The following is a 19,486-nucleotide window of genomic DNA, read 5'->3' as shown; positions in this document are numbered from 1 at the left end:
GCCGTGCTTTACAGCAATAAACGACTATTAAAGGAATGACTATGCAGCAGGATGCCGCAGGAAAAAACATGGCGTTGCTCGATCCGGTGGTGGCGCCGCGCATCGCGGTGACGCGCCTGGTGACGGGCCTGCTGCAAGGCTTGCTGCTGTACTGGCTGTACAGCACGGCGCAGGACAAGGTGTGGCCCGCCACGGAAGCCTACCTGCTGGGGCCGCTGATGCTGATCAGCTTGCTGCTGCCCATTCTGCTGGTGTCCAGCCTGGGCCATATGTCGGTGAAGCGCATCGCGCTGTGGATGGCGGGCGCGGCCGTCGTGCTGGCCGTGCTGGCCTGGCACGACGTGGCGCGCGGCGCCGAACACGTGATCTGGGGTAATTACAAGCCGGGCGCGCCCCTGCGCGTCATTTCCGCCCAGCTGTTCGGTTTTTGTGTCGTCGGCTTGTATATCGCCCATGCGCTGGTGCTGGCCAGCGCCCAGGATGGCCAGCGCATCGCGCGCTATCCCACCTACTTTGAAATCGCCTGGAAGCTGGGCATCCAGCTGCTGTTTTCCCTGCTGTTCGTGCTGGGTCTGTGGCTGGTGCTGTGGCTGGGCGGGCAACTGTTTCTGCTGATCAAGCTCAGTTTCCTGAAAAAGCTGCTGGGCCAAGCCTGGTTCGTGATTCCCGTCATCTGCTTCGCGTTCTCGTTCGCCGTCCACATCACGGACGTGCGCCCATCCATCGTGCGCGGCATCCGCACCTTGCTGCTGGTGCTGCTGTCATGGCTGGTGCCGATTGCCGCCGTGCTCGTTTCCGGTTTCCTGCTGACCCTGCCATTCATCGGCTTCGAGCGCCTGTGGGCCACGCGCCATGCGGCGTCTGTGCTGCTGGGCATGGCCGGCGTGCTGGTGGTGCTGATCAATGCCGCCTTCCAGAATGGCGAAGTGGGCCATGGCGTGGCGCGCGGCATCCGCCTCGGTACGCGCCTGGCATGTTTGCTGCTGCCGTGGGTGGTGGGCATTGCCATCTATGCGCTGACCCTGCGCGTGATGTCGCATGGCTGGACCTCCGACCGCCTGATCGCCGCCGCTTGCCTGCTGGTCGCCACCTGCTACGCCGCCGGCTATGCCTGGGCGGCCAGCAAGTACGGCGACTGGCTGCACCTGATCGCCAACGTCAACGTGGCCACCGCCTTTGTTACCCTGCTGGTGCTGTTCGCCCTGTTCTCGCCGCTGGCCGACCCGGCGCGCATTTCCGTGGCCAGCCAGATGGCGCGCCTGGAAAGCGGCAAGGTTGGCGTGGACAAGTTCGATTTCGAATACCTGCGCTTCCAGGGCGCCCGCTACGGCCAGGCGGCCTTGCAGGAACTCAAGACGCGTACGACGGGCCCGGACGCCGCCATCGTGCGGGCGCGCGCCGAGGCCATGCTCAAGCGCCAGAACCGTCTCGACGAGACGGGCGCGCTGAGCGACGTATCGATCAACCTGACCCTGCGCCCGGCCACGGCCAAGCTGCCGCAGAGTTTCCTGCGCCAGGACTGGACGCAAGTGAGCCCGGCCTGGCGCCTGCCCGCCTGCCTGAAGCGGGCAGGGCCCCAGTGCGACGCCTACCTGCTCGATTTCGATGGCGACGGCAAGCAGGACGTGCTGCTGATCAGCAATGACCCGCGGGCCTCATCCGTCTTGCTGGCCGAGAAGGACGACGGCAGCTGGACCGCGCGCGGGCAAATCCCCACCGACGCCCTGCGCTGCAAGCCCCTGCGCGAAAAACTGCAGGCGGGCGAGTTCCAGCTGGTGCCGCCGAAAGTGCGCGAGCTGGAAGTCGACGGCCAGCGCGTACCGATGACCTTGTACACGCAGGAGGACGAGGTCAGCTGCCCGGAGGAGACGGCGGCGGCGCCGCCAACGCCGTAAATGGCCGGAAGAGGGCGGGCTGAAGCGCCGGATAAAAGCACTTGCTTGCCATTAAGGTAATGGCTTCGTGGGCTGCGCGACTCGGGCCGTCCGCTATGGCGTACTTCACCCGGAATATTCAAAACGGAGAGAGCATGGAAGGTCCTGATCCAAACACTGCATATCCAATGCCGGGATTCCCGCAAATCTGCTTTCTGAAGAATATTATCACCCGGCCCAACATTGAAATCGGCGACTACACCTATTACGACGATCCCGACGGCGTCAAGCATTTCGAAGACAATGTCCTGTACCATTTCCCGTTCATCGGCGATCGTCTCAGAATCGGCAAATTCTGTGCCATCGCGCGCGGGGTGAAGTTCATCATGAACGGCGCCAACCATCAAATGAACGGGATTTCCAGCTACCCATTCTTCATTTTCGGCAATGGATGGGAAACTGCACGACCTGTCGAGGGCGAATTGCCCTACAAGGGCGATACGGTTATCGGCAGCGACGTGTGGATAGGCTACGACACACTCATCATGCCCGGGGTGCGCATCGGCGATGGCGCCATCATCGCCGCGCGCTCGGTTGTCACTGCCGACATCCCGCCCTACGCCATCGTCGGCGGCAATCCGGCACGTGTCGTCCGGGAGCGCTTCGATGCCGCTTCCGTGCAACGGCTATTGGACATCGCCTGGTGGGATCGCCCGGCAGAATGGATAAGCAGGCACCTCGACCTGATCCGGGGAGGGGACGTTGACGCACTCTGTGGTGCCGCCCGCTGAGGTCATGGACGTGGCCGATGCCGTGCCGGCTTTGGCCAGCAGCGGACGGTCGTGCAAACATGCGAGATGCAGCGCATTAAAGTCATTCATCAACTGAGTAGGATTAGCAATGCAAGAGGAATCAAAAGAAGAAGTTCGCCGGATCTTGCTGGCAGCCTTTGGCAGCCTAAATCTCCATAGTGAGCTTCCATCAAGGGAGTTTTACGCGAGACTAAGCGTTGTTGGGCGTCCTGACGTATGGATACTGATCTACGGCGACTACATGGATTTCTCTTATACGGAAAATTCGTCACCGGTCTCACTCATCACCGACATTTTTGCAGGACTTCAGCCTGCACAGATCATCGATTGGTCGCCCGGCCGGCTGGCATGTGTTCAGTACAAGTCAGCTGCCCCTAACATGCTATTTCAAGCGATCGATGCATTACTAAAGAAGCTTTATGGACTTACCGACTACAAACTCGCTGGCTCCCTAGAAACGTTTGGACGCGCGTAAGTTTGTGGGAAAGATCCATTATTTGATGGTAACAATCGGCCAGAAGCGGACGGCTGACGTTAGTTTCCGTTCACTACTCATTTCAAGTATGCCAAGTTACGTAAAAAGACACTGGGAAGAGACTAGAGGTGACAGGTACGATGCATGGGGTACGTCCTGGTGGTACTTTGAAGTCGATGGTGCAGGCTGGGTTACCCGACAAATTGAACAGTACAATTCTGGTCCGCAGCTTTGCTATAGTGCCGACAATGAGAGCGACGAATTTGGCGGGATATCAGAAAAGCCTCTCGATTTATCAGAGTCAGGGTACAGTGTGATTTCCCATCAAGAGTTCGAATCAATTTGGAGAGCTGCATAGTGCTTCCGTTATCGGCCAAAAGCAAACAATCGCGGCAACATGACAATGTGTGAGTTTTCCCGCTTGGCAAGCCGCTATGCTCTAGTGCCTCTATAGGCCAGAAGCAACCGTTCAGGAGGTTAAAAGCAGGTTGCTCGGACGTATCCTAGCTCGACTTTCCAACGTATTTAAACCATCAAACCTAGATAAAACTAATGGAAAACAACGCCCCACACATATTTGTTTCATTTCTACCACTAGTGTTCATGTCGCTAATGATGGCAGTTTCTGCTTATCTTCTAGCGAAGGACAAAGGAAGGAACGCAGTGCTCTGGACGGTCCTGGCGTTGATTCCAATCGTGAATTTCGCTTGCATCTGGTATTTCATTGGGGCGTCTAATTTGAAGCTAGAGGGCAAGCTCGATGCGTTGATGAACCAGCTAAACGGAACGTCGATAAAATCGTAGGTGTACAATCAGCCAGAAGCGGACGATTGGACGACCGGTATCTATAAACCTATGACAAACGACGAAGCGCTCAAAAATTCGGATCTCATTGCGTATCACAAGGCAACCGGCTGCCCCATGATGACGGCAGCCCAGTGCAGTTTGAAAATCTAAAATGCGCCCAGCGAAAGTGTCCGTGACGACGGGGGAAGGCCATATCGATACCATGGCTTGCACGATGGTAATGCCGCCTTCGGACAGCATGCCCGGCGTTAGGTACAGTCGCGACAATTCATAAATGCGCATGCGTTCGCCGATACCTGACAAGGCAGCCAGCAGGCGCAGCAACCCGTCTCCGCGTTGCATTCGCCTCACGGCTGTCATGAGAAGCAGCCCCGCCACTGCTACACAGCCCGCCATTAATATGCTGTGCTCGGTGGCGAACTGGTTCCAATCGAGCATTACCTCGACATCCAGGGCAGGTTGCATCCAGCGCCTTTCTACACCTCTGCAAAACGTCGTACCACATAACAGATCAGGAAAGGACTAACGCCACCACCCACGCATAATACTATCGTCGGGTAGATGGCTGCACTAATCAGCTTGGTGCGTACCAGTACAATGCGCTGTTGGTAATCGATATTGCGCGACAACGCGTGCGGCAGATATGTCTAAATATTAATAATAACTATATTATTTAAAACTAATCAATCGATTTTTTATAACTGGCCAATCATTATCTAGAAAATCATGTTGAATTTTATCTTTGGCTTGGTGTTCTTTTAAAAGAGACTCGATTGACTCGACATACTTGCTAGTTTTCGAAGATACCGAAATTTCCAATAATGTCATTGCCGCGTCGTAAAAATTCCCGGAAGCAATAGTACAAGAACTTAAATTAATTTGAAATCATTACATTTTTGTAATGTTATAAATGGAGAGAATGTTGGCTAAAAAATTGTGTTAATTGAAGCGTTCTAGAAAACCGTGCTTTATACCGTTGCGTGTGAAATTTGACAGCTAAGTGACGCTTTAAAAACTTCATGGCAACTTCCGGGTCAAAGCATCTTTGATGTTTTGGAGCGATTGACGATTTGGACGCAAGAGAATCGAAGCCGGCATCAGCAGGTGAGGACGGCAGTCAAACGTGGCTATCCCTCGGATGTCAAAGATGAAGAGTGGAGCCTGATCGCGCCGCTGCTGTAAAAGCAAGCGAAGACGGGAAAACCTCGCAAGACGGATTTGCGCACGGTGATCAATGCGCGGCGTTACATGGTACGGTCCGGATGCGACTGGTGCATGCTGCCTAATAATTTCCGCCCTGTTAGATGCTCTATTACGGGTTTCGGCGGCTGATGCGGCGCATGCTGTTTCGTACTATTCATGACTTGGCGCTAATGCTTGATCGCTTGTACAGTGAGCGGGAGGTGCTACCGAGTGCCGGTATTGTCGATAGCCAAAGCGTGAAAGCGCCAGGCGCGCGAACTCGAGGCTATGATGCCAACAAGAAACTCAGCGGGCGCAAACGTCATATCGCGGTCGACACACATGGTCGCCTGCTGGCGATGAACCTGACGCCAGCCGATATCGCCGACTCTACTGGCGCGCAGATGGTGTTTGATATGGTGCTTGATGGTTTGATCAAGCGCTGGCCGTGGGTAAAGCATCTGTTTGGGGACGCGGCATACGACCGCAGTCAGTTGATGGACAGCGGCGTCGCCAAAAGCGGTTCTTCAACTCGTTAACCGTTGAATAGGGCGAACTTCCGCTTTGGGGCAGAAGCGGACGGTGCCATTGGCGTAAAGCGCCACCGGCAGCTAAGTGCTGATCCATAGTTCTGGCAGATGAGAACGCGATGGGGCGTGGCAGCGGCCTGGGAGGCCTGCCAGACTCCTGATATGCGATCTCGTAGCTGCTTGGTCCAACGATGAGATCGGGTCTGGCCTGTCTATCTCCTGCCTACCGAGACTCTTGCCGCGTTCAAGCAAGAGCGGGTCTTCCCTTGCCGTAACGGGTGGAGAGGGATGGCATGTACGAACAGCTTGCGGCAGTATCGCCGCTGTAGCAGTGGTTCAACTGATACAGCATGTGCTTGTACGCGCCGCCTTGTGCCTTGTCGCCGCCGCGATGCGCTTCTAGACTGGGGCCTTCTCCACGCTGCGACTGCCTGCCATGACCGAACTCCTGCCCCTGATGAGCTATTGCTTTGTAATGTCCGCCACGCCCGGGCCGAATAACGTCATGCTGGCTACCACCGGCGCCAATTTCGGCTATCGCGGTGCGCTGCCCGTGATCCTCGGCATCCAGGCCGGCATCTTTGTGCAGACCATGCTCATGTGCGTGGGGCTGGGCAGCGTGTTCGTCGCGTACCCGATGGCGCAGCAGCTGCTGCGGATCGCGGGCGCGCTGTACCTGATGTTTTTGGCGTGGAAGCTGGCCGGCGCCTCGGTGGCGGGAAGCAGTGCGCCGAAGGCCGTGTCGTTTGCGCAGGCGGCGCTGTTTCAGGCGCTGAATCCCAAGAGCTGGATCAAGGCGATCACCATGGCGTCGGTCTTCATGCCTGCGCACGGCAACATGCTAGCCGGCGCGCTGCTGGTGTCCGTGACCGGCACCGTGGTGGGCATGCCGTGCAACGCCATGTGGGCGCTGTTCGGCGTGTCGATCCGCAGCGTGCTGAAAGCACCGCGCAACCAGCGCATCTTCAATCTGGCGATGGGCGCCATCCTGCTGGTCCTCGCCCTGACGTTTTTACGCTAGACTTGCGCCATGTTCGCCATTGACCGCTCCTCACCCATTCCCCTGTTCAAGCAGATCGAGGCCGCATTGCGCCAGCAGATCGTGCAACGCGTGCTGCCTGGCGGGACCAGGCTGCCGTCGATCCGCCAGCTCGCCACGCAGCTTGCGGTGAGCACCAACACCGTGGTGGTCGCGTATGACCGGCTGGTGGCTGCAGGCGTCATCGATACGCAAGGTACGACAGGCTTCTTCGTCTGCGCACCGGCCGACGCCGGCCGCGCCATTCCCGACGAGGTGGCGCTGGAAGCGGGACAGGAGCAGGAGCCGGTCTGGCTGAGCCAGCAAGTGAACGACCAGCGGCCGGGCGTGCTGCTGGCCAGCAGCGGCGCCTTGCCGCCTACCTGGCTGCAGGACGCGCTGCCGGCGGCCGCCGTGCAACGCGGTCTGGCGCGCAGCGCGGCCGGCATGGCTTCGCGCTGCCCGCCGCAAGGGCTGGCCGAACTGCGCGAGCAGATCGCGCTGCTGTTGCGCGGCATCGGCATCGCGGCGGATGCCAGCCACATCCTCACCACGTTCGGCGGCACCCATGCCATCGATCTGATCTGCCGCACGTTCCTGCAGCCCGGCGATACGGTGCTGGTGGAAGACCCCGGATACTTCCTGATGTTCGGCAGGCTGCGCCAGGACGGCGTGCGCCTGGTGCCCATCCGGCGCCGCCCCGATGGCCTCGATCTGGACGAGCTGGAAGCGGCCTGCCGCACGCACCGTCCGCGCCTGCTGTTCATGCAGACGGCCTTGCACAATCCCACCGGGTGGAGCAGCAGCGCCGCCAACCTGCACAAGGTGCTGATCATGGCGCAGCAGTACGGCTTCCTGATCGCCGAAGACGACGTGCACGGCCATTTCCAGCCGGGCCACAGCACGCGGCTGGCGTCGCTGTCCGGACTGGACGGCGTGATCTACTACTCGAGCCTGTGCAAGGCGCTGAGCCCGGCCCTGCGCATGGGCTACCTGGCCGCGGCGCCTTCCCTGCTCAAGCCCTTGATGCGCACCAAGATCCATTCCATCATGACCTTGCCTGCGCTGAACGAATACGTGCTGCTGGAAGTGCTCAAGGCTGGCAATCTGCGCAAGCACCTGGAGCGGCTGCAACGCAAGATCATGGTGGCGCGCAACGCCAGCACGCGTCAGCTGAGCACGGCCGGCGTGCTGTTCGAGCAGCCCGGCGACGCAGGCATTTTCCTGTGGGGCAGCATGCCTGAAGGGCTGGACGTGGACTTGCTGGTGCAGGATGCCTACCGCAACAAGATCCTGCTGATGCGCGGCGCCGCGTTTTCGGCCAACGACACGCCCGATCAGCACATCCGCTTCAACGTCGCCTTCAGCCAGCATCCGCGCGTGAGCGCCTACCTGGAAGAACGCCTGCGCGCGGTGGCTGGCGCGCGCTCAAGCCTGGCCCGCGCCCGCGCCGCCGCCAGCATCGAGGGCAAGTCCTGAGCATAGTCCGCGCCTTTCTTCAGTATTTATTGATATTCTGGAGGAACGATTTTTTCGTAAGCGTGTCAATTTGGTATGCCGTCACCCGTCGCAGGGAAGGCGTACCGCTTGCCCATCCCACCTTCACCAAGGAAGCAAGGAATCGCCATGAACAAACAGATCATCCTCAACCTGCCCGTGAAGGAACTGGATAAATCCAGGGCCTTCTTTTCCGCGCTCGGCTTCACCTTCAATTCCCGTTTCAGCGGCGAGAACGCGGCGTTCATGAACATCGTCGAAGGCAGCATCGAGGCCATGCTGACGACCGAACCGTTCTTCCAGTCCCTGATCGACAAGCCGCTCGCGGATGCCCGGCAAGCCAATGAAGTCGTCATTTGCCTCAGTTGCGAAAGCCGGGAAGAGGTGGACAGCCTGATCGCCAAGGCCGCCGCCGCGGGCGGCCGCATACCGCATCCGCCCGAAGACCATGGCTTCATGTATGACCAGGGCTTCGAGGATATCGACGGCCACCTGTGGAACCTGGTCTGGACGGCGCCGCAAGCCTGACGCGCGGGGTAAGCAGGCAGGCGGGATCAGTTCTTCGTGCGCACCTGGCGCACGTGGTTTTCCAGTTCGCTGAACGAGGGGCGTTCCGTGGCGGAAATGACCTTGCGGCCGAATTCCACGGCCAGCGCCGGCGCGTAGCCATTCAGGCTGGCCAATAACGTCACTTTCACGCACTGGTACATCTTCGCCGTTTCATGGTGCTTGCGGCGCAGCAAGCTCGCCAGCGGCGCGATGAAGCCGTAGGCCAGCAAAATACCGATGAAGGTGCCCACCAGCGCCTGTGCGATCAGCACACCCAGCTCGGCCGGCGGCAAGCCGACGGAGGCCATCGTGTGCACGACGCCCATCACGGCGGCCACGATGCCGAAGGCCGGCATGGCGTCGGCCAGCTGCGAAATCGTCTGGATCGGCATTTCCGCGTCTTCATGGTGCGTCTCGATCTCGTTATCCATCAGGTTTTCGATCTGGTAGGCGTCCATATTGCCCGACACCATCAGGCGCAGATAATCGGTGATGAATTCCAGGATGTGCTCGTCACCGAGCGTGTACGGGTACTTCACGAAGATGGCGCTGCGGTAGGGGTCGTCGATATCGTCCTCGACCGACATCAAGCCTTCCTTGCGGATCTTGCTGAGGATTTCATACATCAGCCCCATCAGTTCCATGTAGCGCGCCTTCGTGTATTGCGAGCCGTGGAACAGGGTGGGCAGGGCGGCGAACGTGGCGCGGATGGCCTTGGCGTCATTGCCGACAAAGAAGGTACCCAGCGCGGCGCCGCCGATCATCAGCAGTTCCAGCGGCTGGAACAGGGCGCCCAAGTGTCCCCCCTGCATGGCGAAGCCGCCGAAGACGGAAAACAGCACGACGAGAAATCCGAGTATGACTAGCAAAACCTACTCCTTCATAATATTGCCATATCGCAATATTATAGTTTAACCTGATTCTGCCGCTGTGGCCGCTTCCGGCTGCAATTGCTGGATGAGAAAATTGATAAAAGCGCGCACTTTGGCGGGCAGCTGGTGGCGGCTCGGGTAGTAGGCGTACAGGTCGGCCGGCGCCAGCGTATAGTCGGCCAGCACCACGCGCAGGCGGCCGCTGTCGAGGTAGCGCGCCAGGTCCCATTCCGAACGCAGCAGGATGCCGTGCCCGTCCAGCGCCCAGCCCAGCACCACGTCGCCATCGTTGCTGGCCACCGTGCCGCGCACCTTCACCGTGTGGCTGGCGCGGCCCTTACTCATGCGCCAGATGCCATAGGCGTCGTCGTTCTGCCGGTGCACGATGCAGCGGTGCTGCGCCAGGTCGTCGGGTGTCCGCGGCGTGCCGTGCGCCTGCAGGTAGGCGGGCGAGGCGCACAGGAAACGCCGGTTCGACATGATGCGCCGCGCCGACAGGCGGGTGTCGGGCAAGTCGCCGAAGCGGATACCCAGGTCGTACGCCTGCTCGACCAGGTTGATGGGGCTGTCCGTCAGCTGCAGCTGCACTTCCAGCTGCGGGTGGCGCAGCGCGAATTGCGACAGCAGGGGCGCGATCACCGTGCGCCCGAAGCCCAGGGTGGCATTCACGCGCAGCAGTCCGCGCGGCTCGGCGCCGCCGCTGGCCAGCGACTCCTCCATGGCGCGGATATCGTCGAGGATCTGCCGCGCCTGCCGCAGATAGCTTTCGCCGTCGCCCGTCAGGCTGATGCGCCGCGTGCTGCGGTTGAGCAAACGCACGCCCAGGCGCTGCTCCATCAGCACCAATCGCTTGCTGACGGCGGGCGGCGTGATGCCCAGCTCGCGCGCCGTGGCCGACAGGCTGCCCAGCTTGGCCAGCAGCACAAAGAAGGCCATTTCCGTGGTGGCATCCGTTTTCATGGTTCATCTTTCACTTCAAGTGAATAATGCTTTAAATTGATATCGATTATATGGCTTTGTATCGCGGTAAGCTGGCGTCATTGTTTTCATCCACAGGAGAGCCGCATGAAAATCGTCGAGATCCGCGAAAAGACCATCCCCATCTCTTCCCCCATCCGCAACGCCTACATCGATTTCACGAAGATGACCTTAAGCCTGGTGGCCGTCGTCACCGATGTGATGCGAGACGGCAAGCCCGTCGTCGGCTACGGCTTCAATTCGAACGGCCGCTATGGCCAGGGCATGCTGATGCGCGAGCGTTTCATTCCCCGCATCCTCGAGGCAGATCCCGCTTCGCTCGTCACGGAGGACGGCGCCAACCTCGATCCGCACAAGGTCTGGGATTGCATGTACACCAATGAAAAGCCGGGCGGCCACGGCGAACGCTCGGTGGCCATCGGCACCATCGACATGGCCATCTGGGATGCCGTGGCGAAGATCGAGAACAAACCGCTGTTCCAGCTGCTGGCCGAACGCCACGGCACGGGCGTGCCCGACAAACAGGTGTTCGTGTACGCGGCGGGCGGCTATTACTACCCGGGCCAGAGCCTTTCCGCCCTGCAGGACGAGATGCGCAGCTATGTCGACCGCGGCTACACGGTGGTCAAGAAAAAGATCGGCGGCGCCTCGCTCGATGAAGACTTGCGCCGCATCGACGCCATCATGGAGGTGCTGCAGGATGGGCAGAAGCTGTGCGTGGACGCCAACGGGCGCTTCGATCTCGATACCTCGATCGCCTACGCCAAGGCGCTGCGCCAGTACGATCTGTTCTGGTATGAAGAGGCGGGCGATCCGCTCGACTTCGAGCTGCAAGCGACCTTGCGCAGCTATTACGACAAGCCCATGGCGACGGGTGAGAACCTGTTTTCCATGCAGGATGCGCGCAACCTGATCCGCTACGGCGGCATGCGCGCCGACCGCGACTGGCTGCAGTTCGACTGCGCCCTCAGCTACGGCCTGGTGGAATATTTGCGCACCCTGGACATGCTGCACCAGCACGGCTGGTCGCGCAGCCGCTGCATCCCGCACGGCGGCCACCAGATGTCCTTGAATATCGCGGCGGGCCTGGGCCTGGGCGGTAACGAATCGTATCCGGATTTATTCCAGCCGTTCGGCGGCTTTCCCGATGGCGTGCGCGTGGAAAACGGCCACATCACCATGCCGGACCTGGTCGGCATCGGCTTCGAGGGCAAGGCGAACCTGTATGCGGAAATGCGCGCGCTGAGCGGGCAATAACCTCAGGCCGGTGCCTGCCGTTTGACCTGCGCGGCGCGGCTGCTCTTCTCCCAGCGGAACAGCCACATGATGATCAGCTTGGTCGTGGCGCTGACGCTGGCGAGCAGCAGCAATGGCCAGCCCGTCGACAGGCCCATGACGCAGGCAAAGAAGATGGTGCTGACATCCATCGCCAGGATGAACTGGCTCATCTTTAACGACACGGCGCCCGTCCTGCCCGACCGGTAAATGAGGCGGATCTGGTGCGCATAGCCCTGCGCCAGCATCACGGTGACGGCGACGATCAGGCTTTGCGAGATCACGCGCTTTTCATCGCTGAACGTGGGGCCGAAGGCCAGCCCCGCCACGCCCGCGCACAGCAGCAGCGCGCAGGCCAGCAGCGCATGGCGCGATGTCAGGCTGCGGCGGTCACGCTCGATTTCATGCAGGATGGCCAGCGCGATCAGGGAAGCGAGCAAACGGGGCCAGACGATGTAGTGGTTGAACGGCGTGATCGAATAGCCGTAGACGAAGAACGCGCAATACGCGAGGAAGCTGACGGTGAACTGGTTGAGCGACAGGATGTCCGTCGTCTTGCCCGCGCCGATACAGGCATCGCGCTTGCGCCGCCAGATTTTTTGCAGCTGCGACCACAGGCCGAACAGGCTGACGATGATGAACAGGGAATTGAGGCTGCCGGCGAGGGCGTAGAGGGAAGGGGCTTGCAAAGGTGTCTCCGGAAATCGGCAAGGCCGCACTGCGGTGACAGGATGCCTTGTCTATACATTTTATTTTTGCAATATGCTCTCATGAAATAAATTAGCAGGCAAGCAATGATGTGCGGCCAGTGCCTGTTGTTCGGCTGTACTTGCTCGGACGCACCTCTTCCTGCGCTTGCCCTTATAATCAGGGCATGACTTTCTTATCACACCATGCCCGCTCCGTGCTGGCCAGCATTGGCAAAATGGCCGTTTCCCTGATTATCCTGTTGACTGCACTGTGGGGTGCGCTGGCGCTGTGGTACCAGCTGTCCGGCGGCACGGCGGCGCAAGCCATCGGCGCCTTGCTGTGGGCCGCGCTGGGCGTGGCCAGCATCGCGCTGTGGTGGACGCGCGGCGACGCGCGCGTGCTGCTGCCGTATGCGGCCGGCTTTATCCTGCTGCTCGTGTGGTGGAGCCTGATCGCGCCGAAACAGCAGCGCGTGTGGGCTGACGACGTGGCGCGCAATGTCACGGGTACGGTCAAGGGCAATCTCGTCACCCTGGACAATGTGCGCAATTTCGACTGGCGCAGCGATGATGACTACACGGTCAAGTGGGAGCAGCGCAGTTACGACCTCGACGAACTGCGCACGGTGGACACGGCGCTGTCGTACTGGACGGGGCCCTACATCGCGCATACGCTGATCTCGTTCGGCTTTGCCGACGGCCGCTTTCTGACGTTTTCCATCGAAATCCGCAAGGAGAAGGGCGAGAGCTTTTCCGCCATCGGCGGCTTTTTCAAGCATTTTGAAATGAGCCTGATCGCCGCCGACGAGCGCGACATCCTGCGCGTGCGCACGAATGCGCGCGGCGAGGACATGCATCTGTACCGCGTGATGATGCCGAAAGCGGCCATGCGCTCGCTGTTCCTCGCCTACCTGGACGAGGCGCAGGCGCTGAAGAACCAGCCTCGCTTCTACAACACCCTGACGGCCAACTGCACCACCATCGTCTTCGAGATGGTGCGCCGCATCGTGCCGGGCCTGCCGCTCGATTACCGGCTGATGGCCTCGGGCTACCTCGACCGCTATCTGTTCGACGTCAAGGGCCTGGTACCTGGCCAGACCTTCCAGCAGTTGCGCGATGGCGGTCACATCACGGCGCGCGCGCGGGCCGCCAACGACGATGCGGACTTTTCGCATACGATCCGGCGCGGCATGCCGGGCTACGATGACGCGGGCCATCCGACGCTGCAAATGCCCAAGCAATGATCTACTGTCGCAACGACGCTCAATCAAACCGTAGCGAGCGGAAGGAAGAGGTGGCCGAGAAGCGGAACTGTACGAATAGTACAGTGAGCATCGCAGGCCGCCTATGCCGACGCGCAGTAGGTTTGGTTGGGCGTTAACGGTCATTGCCTTATACTGTCGCTATTCCGACCGGCCGCACATTGCGGCCGGTCTCACTTTACGAATAAAGAAGGCCCGCTATGCCATTTTCCTCCCTGGGTCTGATTCCCGCCCTGGTCCGTGCCGTCGACAAGGCCGGCTATGCCGCGCCGACGGCCATCCAGGCGGCCGCCATTCCCGCTATCCTGCGCGGCAGCGACGTGCTGGGCGCGGCGCAGACGGGTTCCGGCAAGACGGCCGCCTACGCGCTGCCGCTGCTGCAGGCGCTGATGGCGCCCGCTTCCGGCCCGCGCCAGGTGCGCGCGCTGATCCTCGTGCCCACGCGCGAGCTGGCCGCGCAAGTGGGGCAGACGGTGCACGCGCTGGCCAAGCCGCTACCCGTGAAACTGAAGATTTCCGTGCTGTTCGGCGGCGTGTCGATCAATCCGCAGATGATGGACTTGCGCGGCGGCGCCGATATCGTCGTCGCCACGCCGGGCCGCCTGCTGGACCTGGTGCGCCAGAACGCCGTGAAGCTGGGCGGCGTGTCGCTGTGCGTGCTCGACGAAGCCGACCGCCTGCTGGACATGGGTTTCAGCGACGAGATCAACGCCATCCTGGCGCTGCTGCCCAAACAGCGGCAAAACCTGTTCTTTTCCGCCACCTTCCCCGACAGCGTGCAGGCGCTGGCCGACAGCCTGCTCAAGGAGCCCGTGCGCATCGAGGTGGCGTCCGAACCGCAGGACAAGCCCGACATCGTGCAGCGGGCCATCACGGTCGACATGCCGCGCCGCACGCAGCTGCTGCGCTACCTGATCCTGCAGCAGCAGTGGGAGCGCGTGCTGGTGTTCGTCGCCACCAAGTACGCAGCCGAACACGTGGCCGACAAGCTGCAGCGCGCGGGCCTGCACGTGGGCGCCTTCCACGGCGAATTCAGCCAGGGCACGCGCAGCCAGCTGCTGGCCGACTTCAAGGCGTGCCGGCTGCAGGTGCTGGTAGCCACCGACGTGGCCGCGCGCGGCATCGACATCGCCGGCCTGCCAGCCGTCGTCAACTACGACTTGCCCCGTTCGGCCGTCGACTACACGCACCGCATCGGCCGCACGGGCCGCGCCGGCGAAAGCGGCACGGCCATCAGTTTCGTGACGGCCGACACGGAAGCGCATTTCCGCCTGATCGAAAACCGCAACGACTTGCGCATCGTGCGCGAAGTGGTGGCCGGTTTCGAGCCGACGGAACTGCCTGCGCCCGTGCATCCCGTCACCGATGCGGTGAACGGCGGCGTGAAGGGCGCGCGCAAGAGCAAGAAGGACAAATTGCGCGAAGCGGCTGCCATGGCGGCGAAGGCGGCCGGGGACAATTAAATTGGCCTTATGTGCGCTGGCCGCTTGAACGGCCAGCCATCCCGCTTTAAGATTGTGTTTCTATAAAGCAAGGGGACGGCAATGCACATGATATACACCATACGCGCGGGCGTGCTGGCGGGCGCGCTGGCGCTGGCCGGTTGCGCCGGCCTGGGCGGCAAAACTGACAGCACCGGAATGCAGATGCCGGGCAAGACGCCGGCCGATGCCGCCGTGGCCGCCACCTGGTACAACCCGCCCAGCGAATTTCCCGGCATTTGCCTGACCCAGTTCAAGGATGGCAGCCTGCGTTTCGACGGCGGCTTCGCCTTTTTCAACCCGGGCCGCTGGACGTATGACGCGGCCACGTCCGAACTAAGTCTGGCATTGGCGCCGACGCCGTCTCTGGAACTGTCGCACGCGCAAACGGTGCTGCACAAGAATCTGCTGAGGGTCGATGCGGCCAGGAACACGCTGGTGTACGCCGTGAAGGCCGACACGCAAGCCATCGGCCTGGGCGGCTTTGTGTTCTACCGCAACACGCCTTGTCCGGCGCGGCGCGGATAAGTGCAGGATAAGTGCAATGAAGGAATATTTAGTCGTATAATTTCAACGCAAGCTGGCTGCCGCGCAAGACTCGCAAGACTGTCTCGCGCGGCAGATTCCCCTCCAGGCAAGCTCCGATATCGCCATGGCGATGAGAGGATGGTCCGATGGATGTGCACGACGAGCATGGCATGCCGGGTATGGCGGCGCTGGCGGCGGACGCCGGGCAGCAGCCTGCGGCGCCGCCGCGCACCTTGCTGCTGGTCGATGACGAGCCGAATATCCTCGCTTCCCTCAAGCGCCTGCTGCGGCGCGATGGCTACCATATCATTACGGCCAACAGCGGCCAGGAAGGGCTGGACGTGCTGGCCAGCCATGCCGTCGACGTGATCGTGTCGGACCAGCGCATGCCGGGCATGCTGGGCGCCGACTTCCTGCGCAAGGCCAAGCTGCTGTGTCCGCAAACCATCCGCATCATGCTGTCCGGTTATACCGAGTTGCAGGCCGTCACGGACGCCGTCAACGAGGGCGCCATCTTCAAGTTTCTCACCAAGCCCTGGGAAGACCATCAACTGCGCGAGCATATCGCCGAAGCCTTTCGCCTGAAGGGCATCGACGACGACAATGTGCGCCTCAATGCGCAGCTGCGCGACGCCAACCAGGCGCTGGCGGCGGCCAATGCCGCCATGCAGGCGCTGGTGCGCCAGCAGCAGCATCAGATCAGCCGCGACGAGGTCAGCCTCGGCATCGCGCGCGAATTGCTGCAATTTCTGCCGCTGCCCGTGATCGGCCTCGATGAGGACGGCATGATCGCCTTCATCAACGCGGCGGCGGCCAACCTGTTCGAACGGGGCGCGGCCCTGCTGGGCAACGAGGCGGCGATCGTCTTGCCGCAATTGTTTGACGGGCAGGGCGCGCCTTGCCTGGCAGCCATCGATGGCCAGCCGTATACCGTGGCGGTCCATCCGATGGGCCTGCATTCGCGCTCGCGCGGCAGCCTGGTCACCCTGAGTCGTCATGGAGCGGATACATGAGTGAAAGCGGACGCGAAATTTCCATGGAGCAGGCGCAGGAAGGCATGGTGCTGGCGCAGGCCTTGAACGACGCCAGCGGCGCCGTGCTGCTGGCCCAGGGCGCCACCCTGACGGCGGCGAACCTGGCGGCTTTGCGCCGGCGCAATGTGGAACGCTGCCACGTCGTCATGGATGAGGCGCCCGACCCCGCCGCGCAGGCGCACGCCGAGCAGGAACGCTTGCGCCGCCTGGAACGGCTGGCCGTGCTGTTCCGCGCCACGCCGCCCGATTCCGCCGGGGCCCAGCTGCTGGCGCTGGTGCAGCGCTACCGGCAAGGGGGCGCGGCATGACACGGCTCAGCTTTGAACATATCATCCGCCAGATACAGGAACTGCCTTCGCTGCCGGTGGTCGTGCTGGAACTGCTGTCGAGCATGGATCAGGACGACACGGACGTGCACGTGCTGGCGCAAAAGATCGAGCTGGACCAGGGCCTGGCGGCGAAGACCCTGCGTATCGCCAATTCCTCGTTCTACGGCATGCAATCGAAGGTCACCAGCATTCCGCAAGCCGTATCCGTGCTGGGCTTTCACAGCATCCGCACCGTCGTCACGGCCTGCGCCCTGACGGGCAGCTTCGCGCCGGTGAGCGGCGGCTTCGATTTCCAGGCATTCTGGCGCCATTCGCTGGCCACGGCCATCGCCGCGCGCCTGCTGGCGCCGCACTTGCGCGTCAATCCCGAAACGGCGTTCACGGCCGGCCTGCTGCACGACCTGGGCACCCTGGTGCTGGTGACGCGCTTCCCGGCCGAGCACGCGCTCGTGCGCAGCTACCGCCAGGCGCACGACTGCCAGATGGCCGAGGCGGAACTGGCCGTCATCGGCATCGACCACGCGCAGGTGGGCCGCGCCCTGGCCGCCTACTGGAAGTTTCCCGAGGCAATACAGCAGGCGGTGGCCGACCACCATGCCATCGACCGGCTGGAAGCGGGCGGCTTGCCGCTGGCCGTGCACATGGCCAATGCCGTCGCCCTGGCGCTCGATCTGGCCGGGGTCGACGATGCGCTGGTGCCGCCGCTGTCGCCGGCGGGCTGGCGCAGCGTCGCGCTGGATGAGCAGGCCTGGCTGGCGCTGCTGGCGCAAACGGAACACACCTTCGATGAAATGTCGCGGATCATGCTGGCATGAACAGGATAGAGGCCATGGAAACAGATGCAGGACAGGCGCTGCCCGCCATGCCGGAACGCCGCCAGGGCGACACCATCGCGCTGTCGGCATTTTTCGACGGCCATCCCGTGGCCACTTTCGCCATCGATACGAACCACGTGGTGACGCACTGGAACAGCGCCTGCGAACAGTTGCTGGGCTTTACGGCCGCCGAAATGGTCGGCACGCGCGACCACTGGAAGGCGTTTTATCCGCAGCCGCGCGCCTGCCTGGCCGACCTGCTGGTGGCCGACGATATCGCGCTCGGCGAAAATGACCTTTACCTTGGCAAGCTGAAGCGTTCTCCCGTGATCCCCGGCGCCTTCGAGGCCGAGGATTTCTTTGCCGATATCGGGCCCGACGGCCACTGGCTGCATTTCACGGCGGCGCCCCTGCGAGACCGCCAGGGACGCCTGGTGGGCGCCATCGAAACCCTGCGCGACGTGAGCGAGCGGCGCCTGGCGGAACTGGCGCTGCGCAAGGCGCACGACAATCTGGAACACCTGGTGGCCAAGCGCACGGCCCAGCTGGCGGAAATGAACGAACGCCTGGCCGACGATATCCGCCAGCGCCAGATCGCCGATCTGGAACTGCGCGAGCGCAACTTGGCCCTGACGGAATTGAACAGCAAGCTGTCGCTGGCCCAGCAAAAGCTGCTGCAGTCGGAAAAACTGGCGTCGATCGGCCAGCTGGCCGCCGGCGTGGCGCACGAGATCAACAATCCCATCGGCTATGTGTTTTCCAATGTCGGCACCCTGGAAGGTTATCTGGATGACCTGTTCAGCATGCTCGACGCCTACGAGGACGCCGAGCCGGCCGTCGCCGACCCCGTGGTGGCGGCGCGCCTGCGCGCGCTGCGCGAACAGATCGACCTCGATTTCCTGCGCACCGACATTCCCATGCTGATGGGCGAGTCGAAGGAAGGCATTTCGCGCGTGCGCCGCATCGTGCAGGACCTGAAGGATTTTTCGCGCACGGATGCGCACCAGGAGTGGGTCTGGGCCGACCTGCGCCAGGGCATCGATACCACGCTCAACATCGTGAACAACGAGGTCAAGTACAAGGCCGACGTGGTGCGCGAATATGGCGACATTCCCGATATCGAATGCCAGCCTTCCGAACTGAACCAGGTGATCATGAACCTCGTCGTCAACGCGGCCCACGCCATGGGCGAGGCGCGCGGACGCATCACCCTGCGCACGGGCAGCGACAACGCCACGGAAGTGTGGATCGAAGTCGAGGACACGGGCGGCGGCATCGCGCCCGAACACCTGTCGCGCATCTTCGACCCGTTCTTTACCACCAAGGCGGTCGGCAAGGGCACGGGACTGGGCCTGTCGCTGGCCTACACGACGGTGCAGAAACACCATGGCCGCATCGACGTGCGCAGCATCATCGGCCGCGGCACCACCTTCCGCATCACCTTGCCCGTGCGCCAGGCGCAGCCCGTCACACCATGAA

At 61.7% G+C, this 19,486-nt stretch carries 19 protein-coding genes and 1 pseudogene; 15 read left to right on the top strand and 5 right to left on the bottom strand.

What is annotated here, in order from left to right:
- The first annotated feature begins 41 nt into the window (after positions 1 to 41).
- The 3 genes from JAB4_RS20850 to JAB4_RS20840 all read left to right on the top strand — a co-directional run bounded on the left by JAB4_RS20850 (position 42) and on the right by JAB4_RS20840 (position 3,161).
- The gene (locus tag JAB4_RS20850; protein ID WP_070223968.1) at positions 42 to 1,895 is read left to right on the top strand and encodes a DUF4153 domain-containing protein; all 1,854 of its coding nucleotides are present in this window, start codon (positions 42 to 44) and stop codon (positions 1,893 to 1,895) included.
- A 134-nt stretch (positions 1,896 to 2,029) separates the two neighbouring features.
- On the top strand, positions 2,030 to 2,665 hold the full coding sequence (locus JAB4_RS20845; RefSeq protein WP_071650272.1) for a Vat family streptogramin A O-acetyltransferase: 636 nt from the start codon (positions 2,030 to 2,032) through the stop codon (positions 2,663 to 2,665).
- A 109-nt stretch (positions 2,666 to 2,774) separates the two neighbouring features.
- Positions 2,775 to 3,161 (top strand): hypothetical protein, encoded by a 387-nt coding sequence (locus tag JAB4_RS20840; protein ID WP_070223964.1) that lies wholly within the window; start codon positions 2,775 to 2,777, stop codon positions 3,159 to 3,161.
- A gap of 777 nt (positions 3,162 to 3,938) precedes the next feature.
- On the opposite strand, the gene JAB4_RS20835 is transcribed toward JAB4_RS20840, so the two are convergent.
- Complete coding sequence (locus tag JAB4_RS20835) at positions 3,939 to 4,433, bottom strand: hypothetical protein (RefSeq protein WP_070300474.1); 495 nt, start codon at positions 4,431 to 4,433, stop codon at positions 3,939 to 3,941.
- An 11-nt stretch (positions 4,434 to 4,444) separates the two neighbouring features.
- The gene (locus tag JAB4_RS30765; RefSeq protein ID WP_227742007.1) at positions 4,445 to 4,597 is read right to left on the bottom strand and encodes a hypothetical protein; all 153 of its coding nucleotides are present in this window, start codon (positions 4,595 to 4,597) and stop codon (positions 4,445 to 4,447) included.
- Positions 4,598 to 5,036: 439 nt separating this feature from the next.
- Here JAB4_RS30765 and JAB4_RS30760 point away from each other — a divergent pair.
- The 4 genes and pseudogenes from JAB4_RS30760 to JAB4_RS20810 all read left to right on the top strand — a co-directional run.
- Positions 5,037 to 5,653: pseudogene (locus JAB4_RS30760) on the top strand (IS5 family transposase); the annotation flags it as partial.
- A 463-nt stretch (positions 5,654 to 6,116) separates the two neighbouring features.
- Complete coding sequence (locus JAB4_RS20820) at positions 6,117 to 6,701, top strand: LysE family translocator (RefSeq protein WP_070223957.1); 585 nt, start codon at positions 6,117 to 6,119, stop codon at positions 6,699 to 6,701.
- Positions 6,702 to 6,710: 9 nt separating this feature from the next.
- Positions 6,711 to 8,177, top strand: coding sequence for a PLP-dependent aminotransferase family protein (locus tag JAB4_RS20815; protein ID WP_070223955.1), 1,467 nt, complete (start codon positions 6,711 to 6,713; stop codon positions 8,175 to 8,177).
- 147 nt (positions 8,178 to 8,324) lie between these two features.
- Positions 8,325 to 8,723, top strand: coding sequence for a VOC family protein (locus JAB4_RS20810; RefSeq protein WP_070223953.1), 399 nt, complete (start codon positions 8,325 to 8,327; stop codon positions 8,721 to 8,723).
- 26 nt (positions 8,724 to 8,749) lie between these two features.
- On the opposite strand, the gene motA is transcribed toward JAB4_RS20810, so the two are convergent.
- Positions 8,750 to 9,613, bottom strand: a complete 864-nt coding sequence (gene motA, locus JAB4_RS20805; RefSeq protein ID WP_035820336.1) for a flagellar motor stator protein MotA — start codon at positions 9,611 to 9,613, stop codon at positions 8,750 to 8,752.
- A 42-nt stretch (positions 9,614 to 9,655) separates the two neighbouring features.
- Positions 9,656 to 10,576, bottom strand: a complete 921-nt coding sequence (locus JAB4_RS20800; RefSeq protein ID WP_070223951.1) for a LysR family transcriptional regulator — start codon at positions 10,574 to 10,576, stop codon at positions 9,656 to 9,658.
- 105 nt (positions 10,577 to 10,681) lie between these two features.
- On the opposite strand from JAB4_RS20800, the gene JAB4_RS20795 reads away from it, so the two are divergent.
- Positions 10,682 to 11,851, top strand: a complete 1,170-nt coding sequence (locus JAB4_RS20795; RefSeq protein WP_070223949.1) for a mandelate racemase/muconate lactonizing enzyme family protein — start codon at positions 10,682 to 10,684, stop codon at positions 11,849 to 11,851.
- A 2-nt stretch (positions 11,852 to 11,853) separates the two neighbouring features.
- Here the strand turns inward: JAB4_RS20795 and JAB4_RS20790 are convergent, their stop codons facing one another.
- Positions 11,854 to 12,558 carry a hypothetical protein gene (locus JAB4_RS20790; protein WP_070223947.1) on the bottom strand — a complete coding sequence of 235 codons (705 nt, stop codon included), beginning with the start codon at positions 12,556 to 12,558 and terminating at the stop codon, positions 11,854 to 11,856.
- A 185-nt stretch (positions 12,559 to 12,743) separates the two neighbouring features.
- Between JAB4_RS20790 and JAB4_RS20785 the strand changes: the two genes are divergently transcribed.
- The 7 genes from JAB4_RS20785 to JAB4_RS20755 all read left to right on the top strand — a co-directional run bounded on the left by JAB4_RS20785 (position 12,744) and on the right by JAB4_RS20755 (position 19,485).
- Positions 12,744 to 13,802, top strand: a complete 1,059-nt coding sequence (locus JAB4_RS20785) for a DUF4105 domain-containing protein (RefSeq protein WP_175444696.1) — start codon at positions 12,744 to 12,746, stop codon at positions 13,800 to 13,802.
- A gap of 218 nt (positions 13,803 to 14,020) precedes the next feature.
- On the top strand, positions 14,021 to 15,283 hold the full coding sequence (locus tag JAB4_RS20780) for a DEAD/DEAH box helicase (RefSeq protein ID WP_070300476.1): 1,263 nt from the start codon (positions 14,021 to 14,023) through the stop codon (positions 15,281 to 15,283).
- An 87-nt stretch (positions 15,284 to 15,370) separates the two neighbouring features.
- Positions 15,371 to 15,829: a hypothetical protein gene (locus JAB4_RS20775; protein WP_070223944.1), complete on the top strand. Its 459-nt coding sequence runs from the start codon at positions 15,371 to 15,373 to the stop codon at positions 15,827 to 15,829.
- A 146-nt stretch (positions 15,830 to 15,975) separates the two neighbouring features.
- Positions 15,976 to 16,842, top strand: coding sequence for a response regulator (locus JAB4_RS20770; protein ID WP_083286963.1), 867 nt, complete (start codon positions 15,976 to 15,978; stop codon positions 16,840 to 16,842).
- Positions 16,839 to 17,171 (top strand): hypothetical protein, encoded by a 333-nt coding sequence (locus tag JAB4_RS20765; protein ID WP_070223942.1) that lies wholly within the window; start codon positions 16,839 to 16,841, stop codon positions 17,169 to 17,171. Before JAB4_RS20770 ends, JAB4_RS20765 begins: the two co-directional genes overlap by 4 nt.
- Positions 17,168 to 18,007, top strand: coding sequence for an HDOD domain-containing protein (locus tag JAB4_RS20760; protein WP_070223940.1), 840 nt, complete (start codon positions 17,168 to 17,170; stop codon positions 18,005 to 18,007). The genes JAB4_RS20765 and JAB4_RS20760 overlap by 4 nt, the downstream gene beginning before the upstream one ends.
- A gap of 14 nt (positions 18,008 to 18,021) precedes the next feature.
- Positions 18,022 to 19,485: an ATP-binding protein gene (locus JAB4_RS20755; RefSeq protein WP_070223938.1), complete on the top strand. Its 1,464-nt coding sequence runs from the start codon at positions 18,022 to 18,024 to the stop codon at positions 19,483 to 19,485.
- Position 19,486: the final 1 nt, after the last annotated feature.

The sequence above is a fragment of the Janthinobacterium sp. HH102 genome (genome assembly GCF_001758625.2).
Lineage (GTDB): Bacteria > Pseudomonadota > Gammaproteobacteria > Burkholderiales > Burkholderiaceae_D > Janthinobacterium.
Note: the sequence above shows the minus strand (reverse complement) of the source record. Positions and strands in the feature narration are given on the sequence as shown.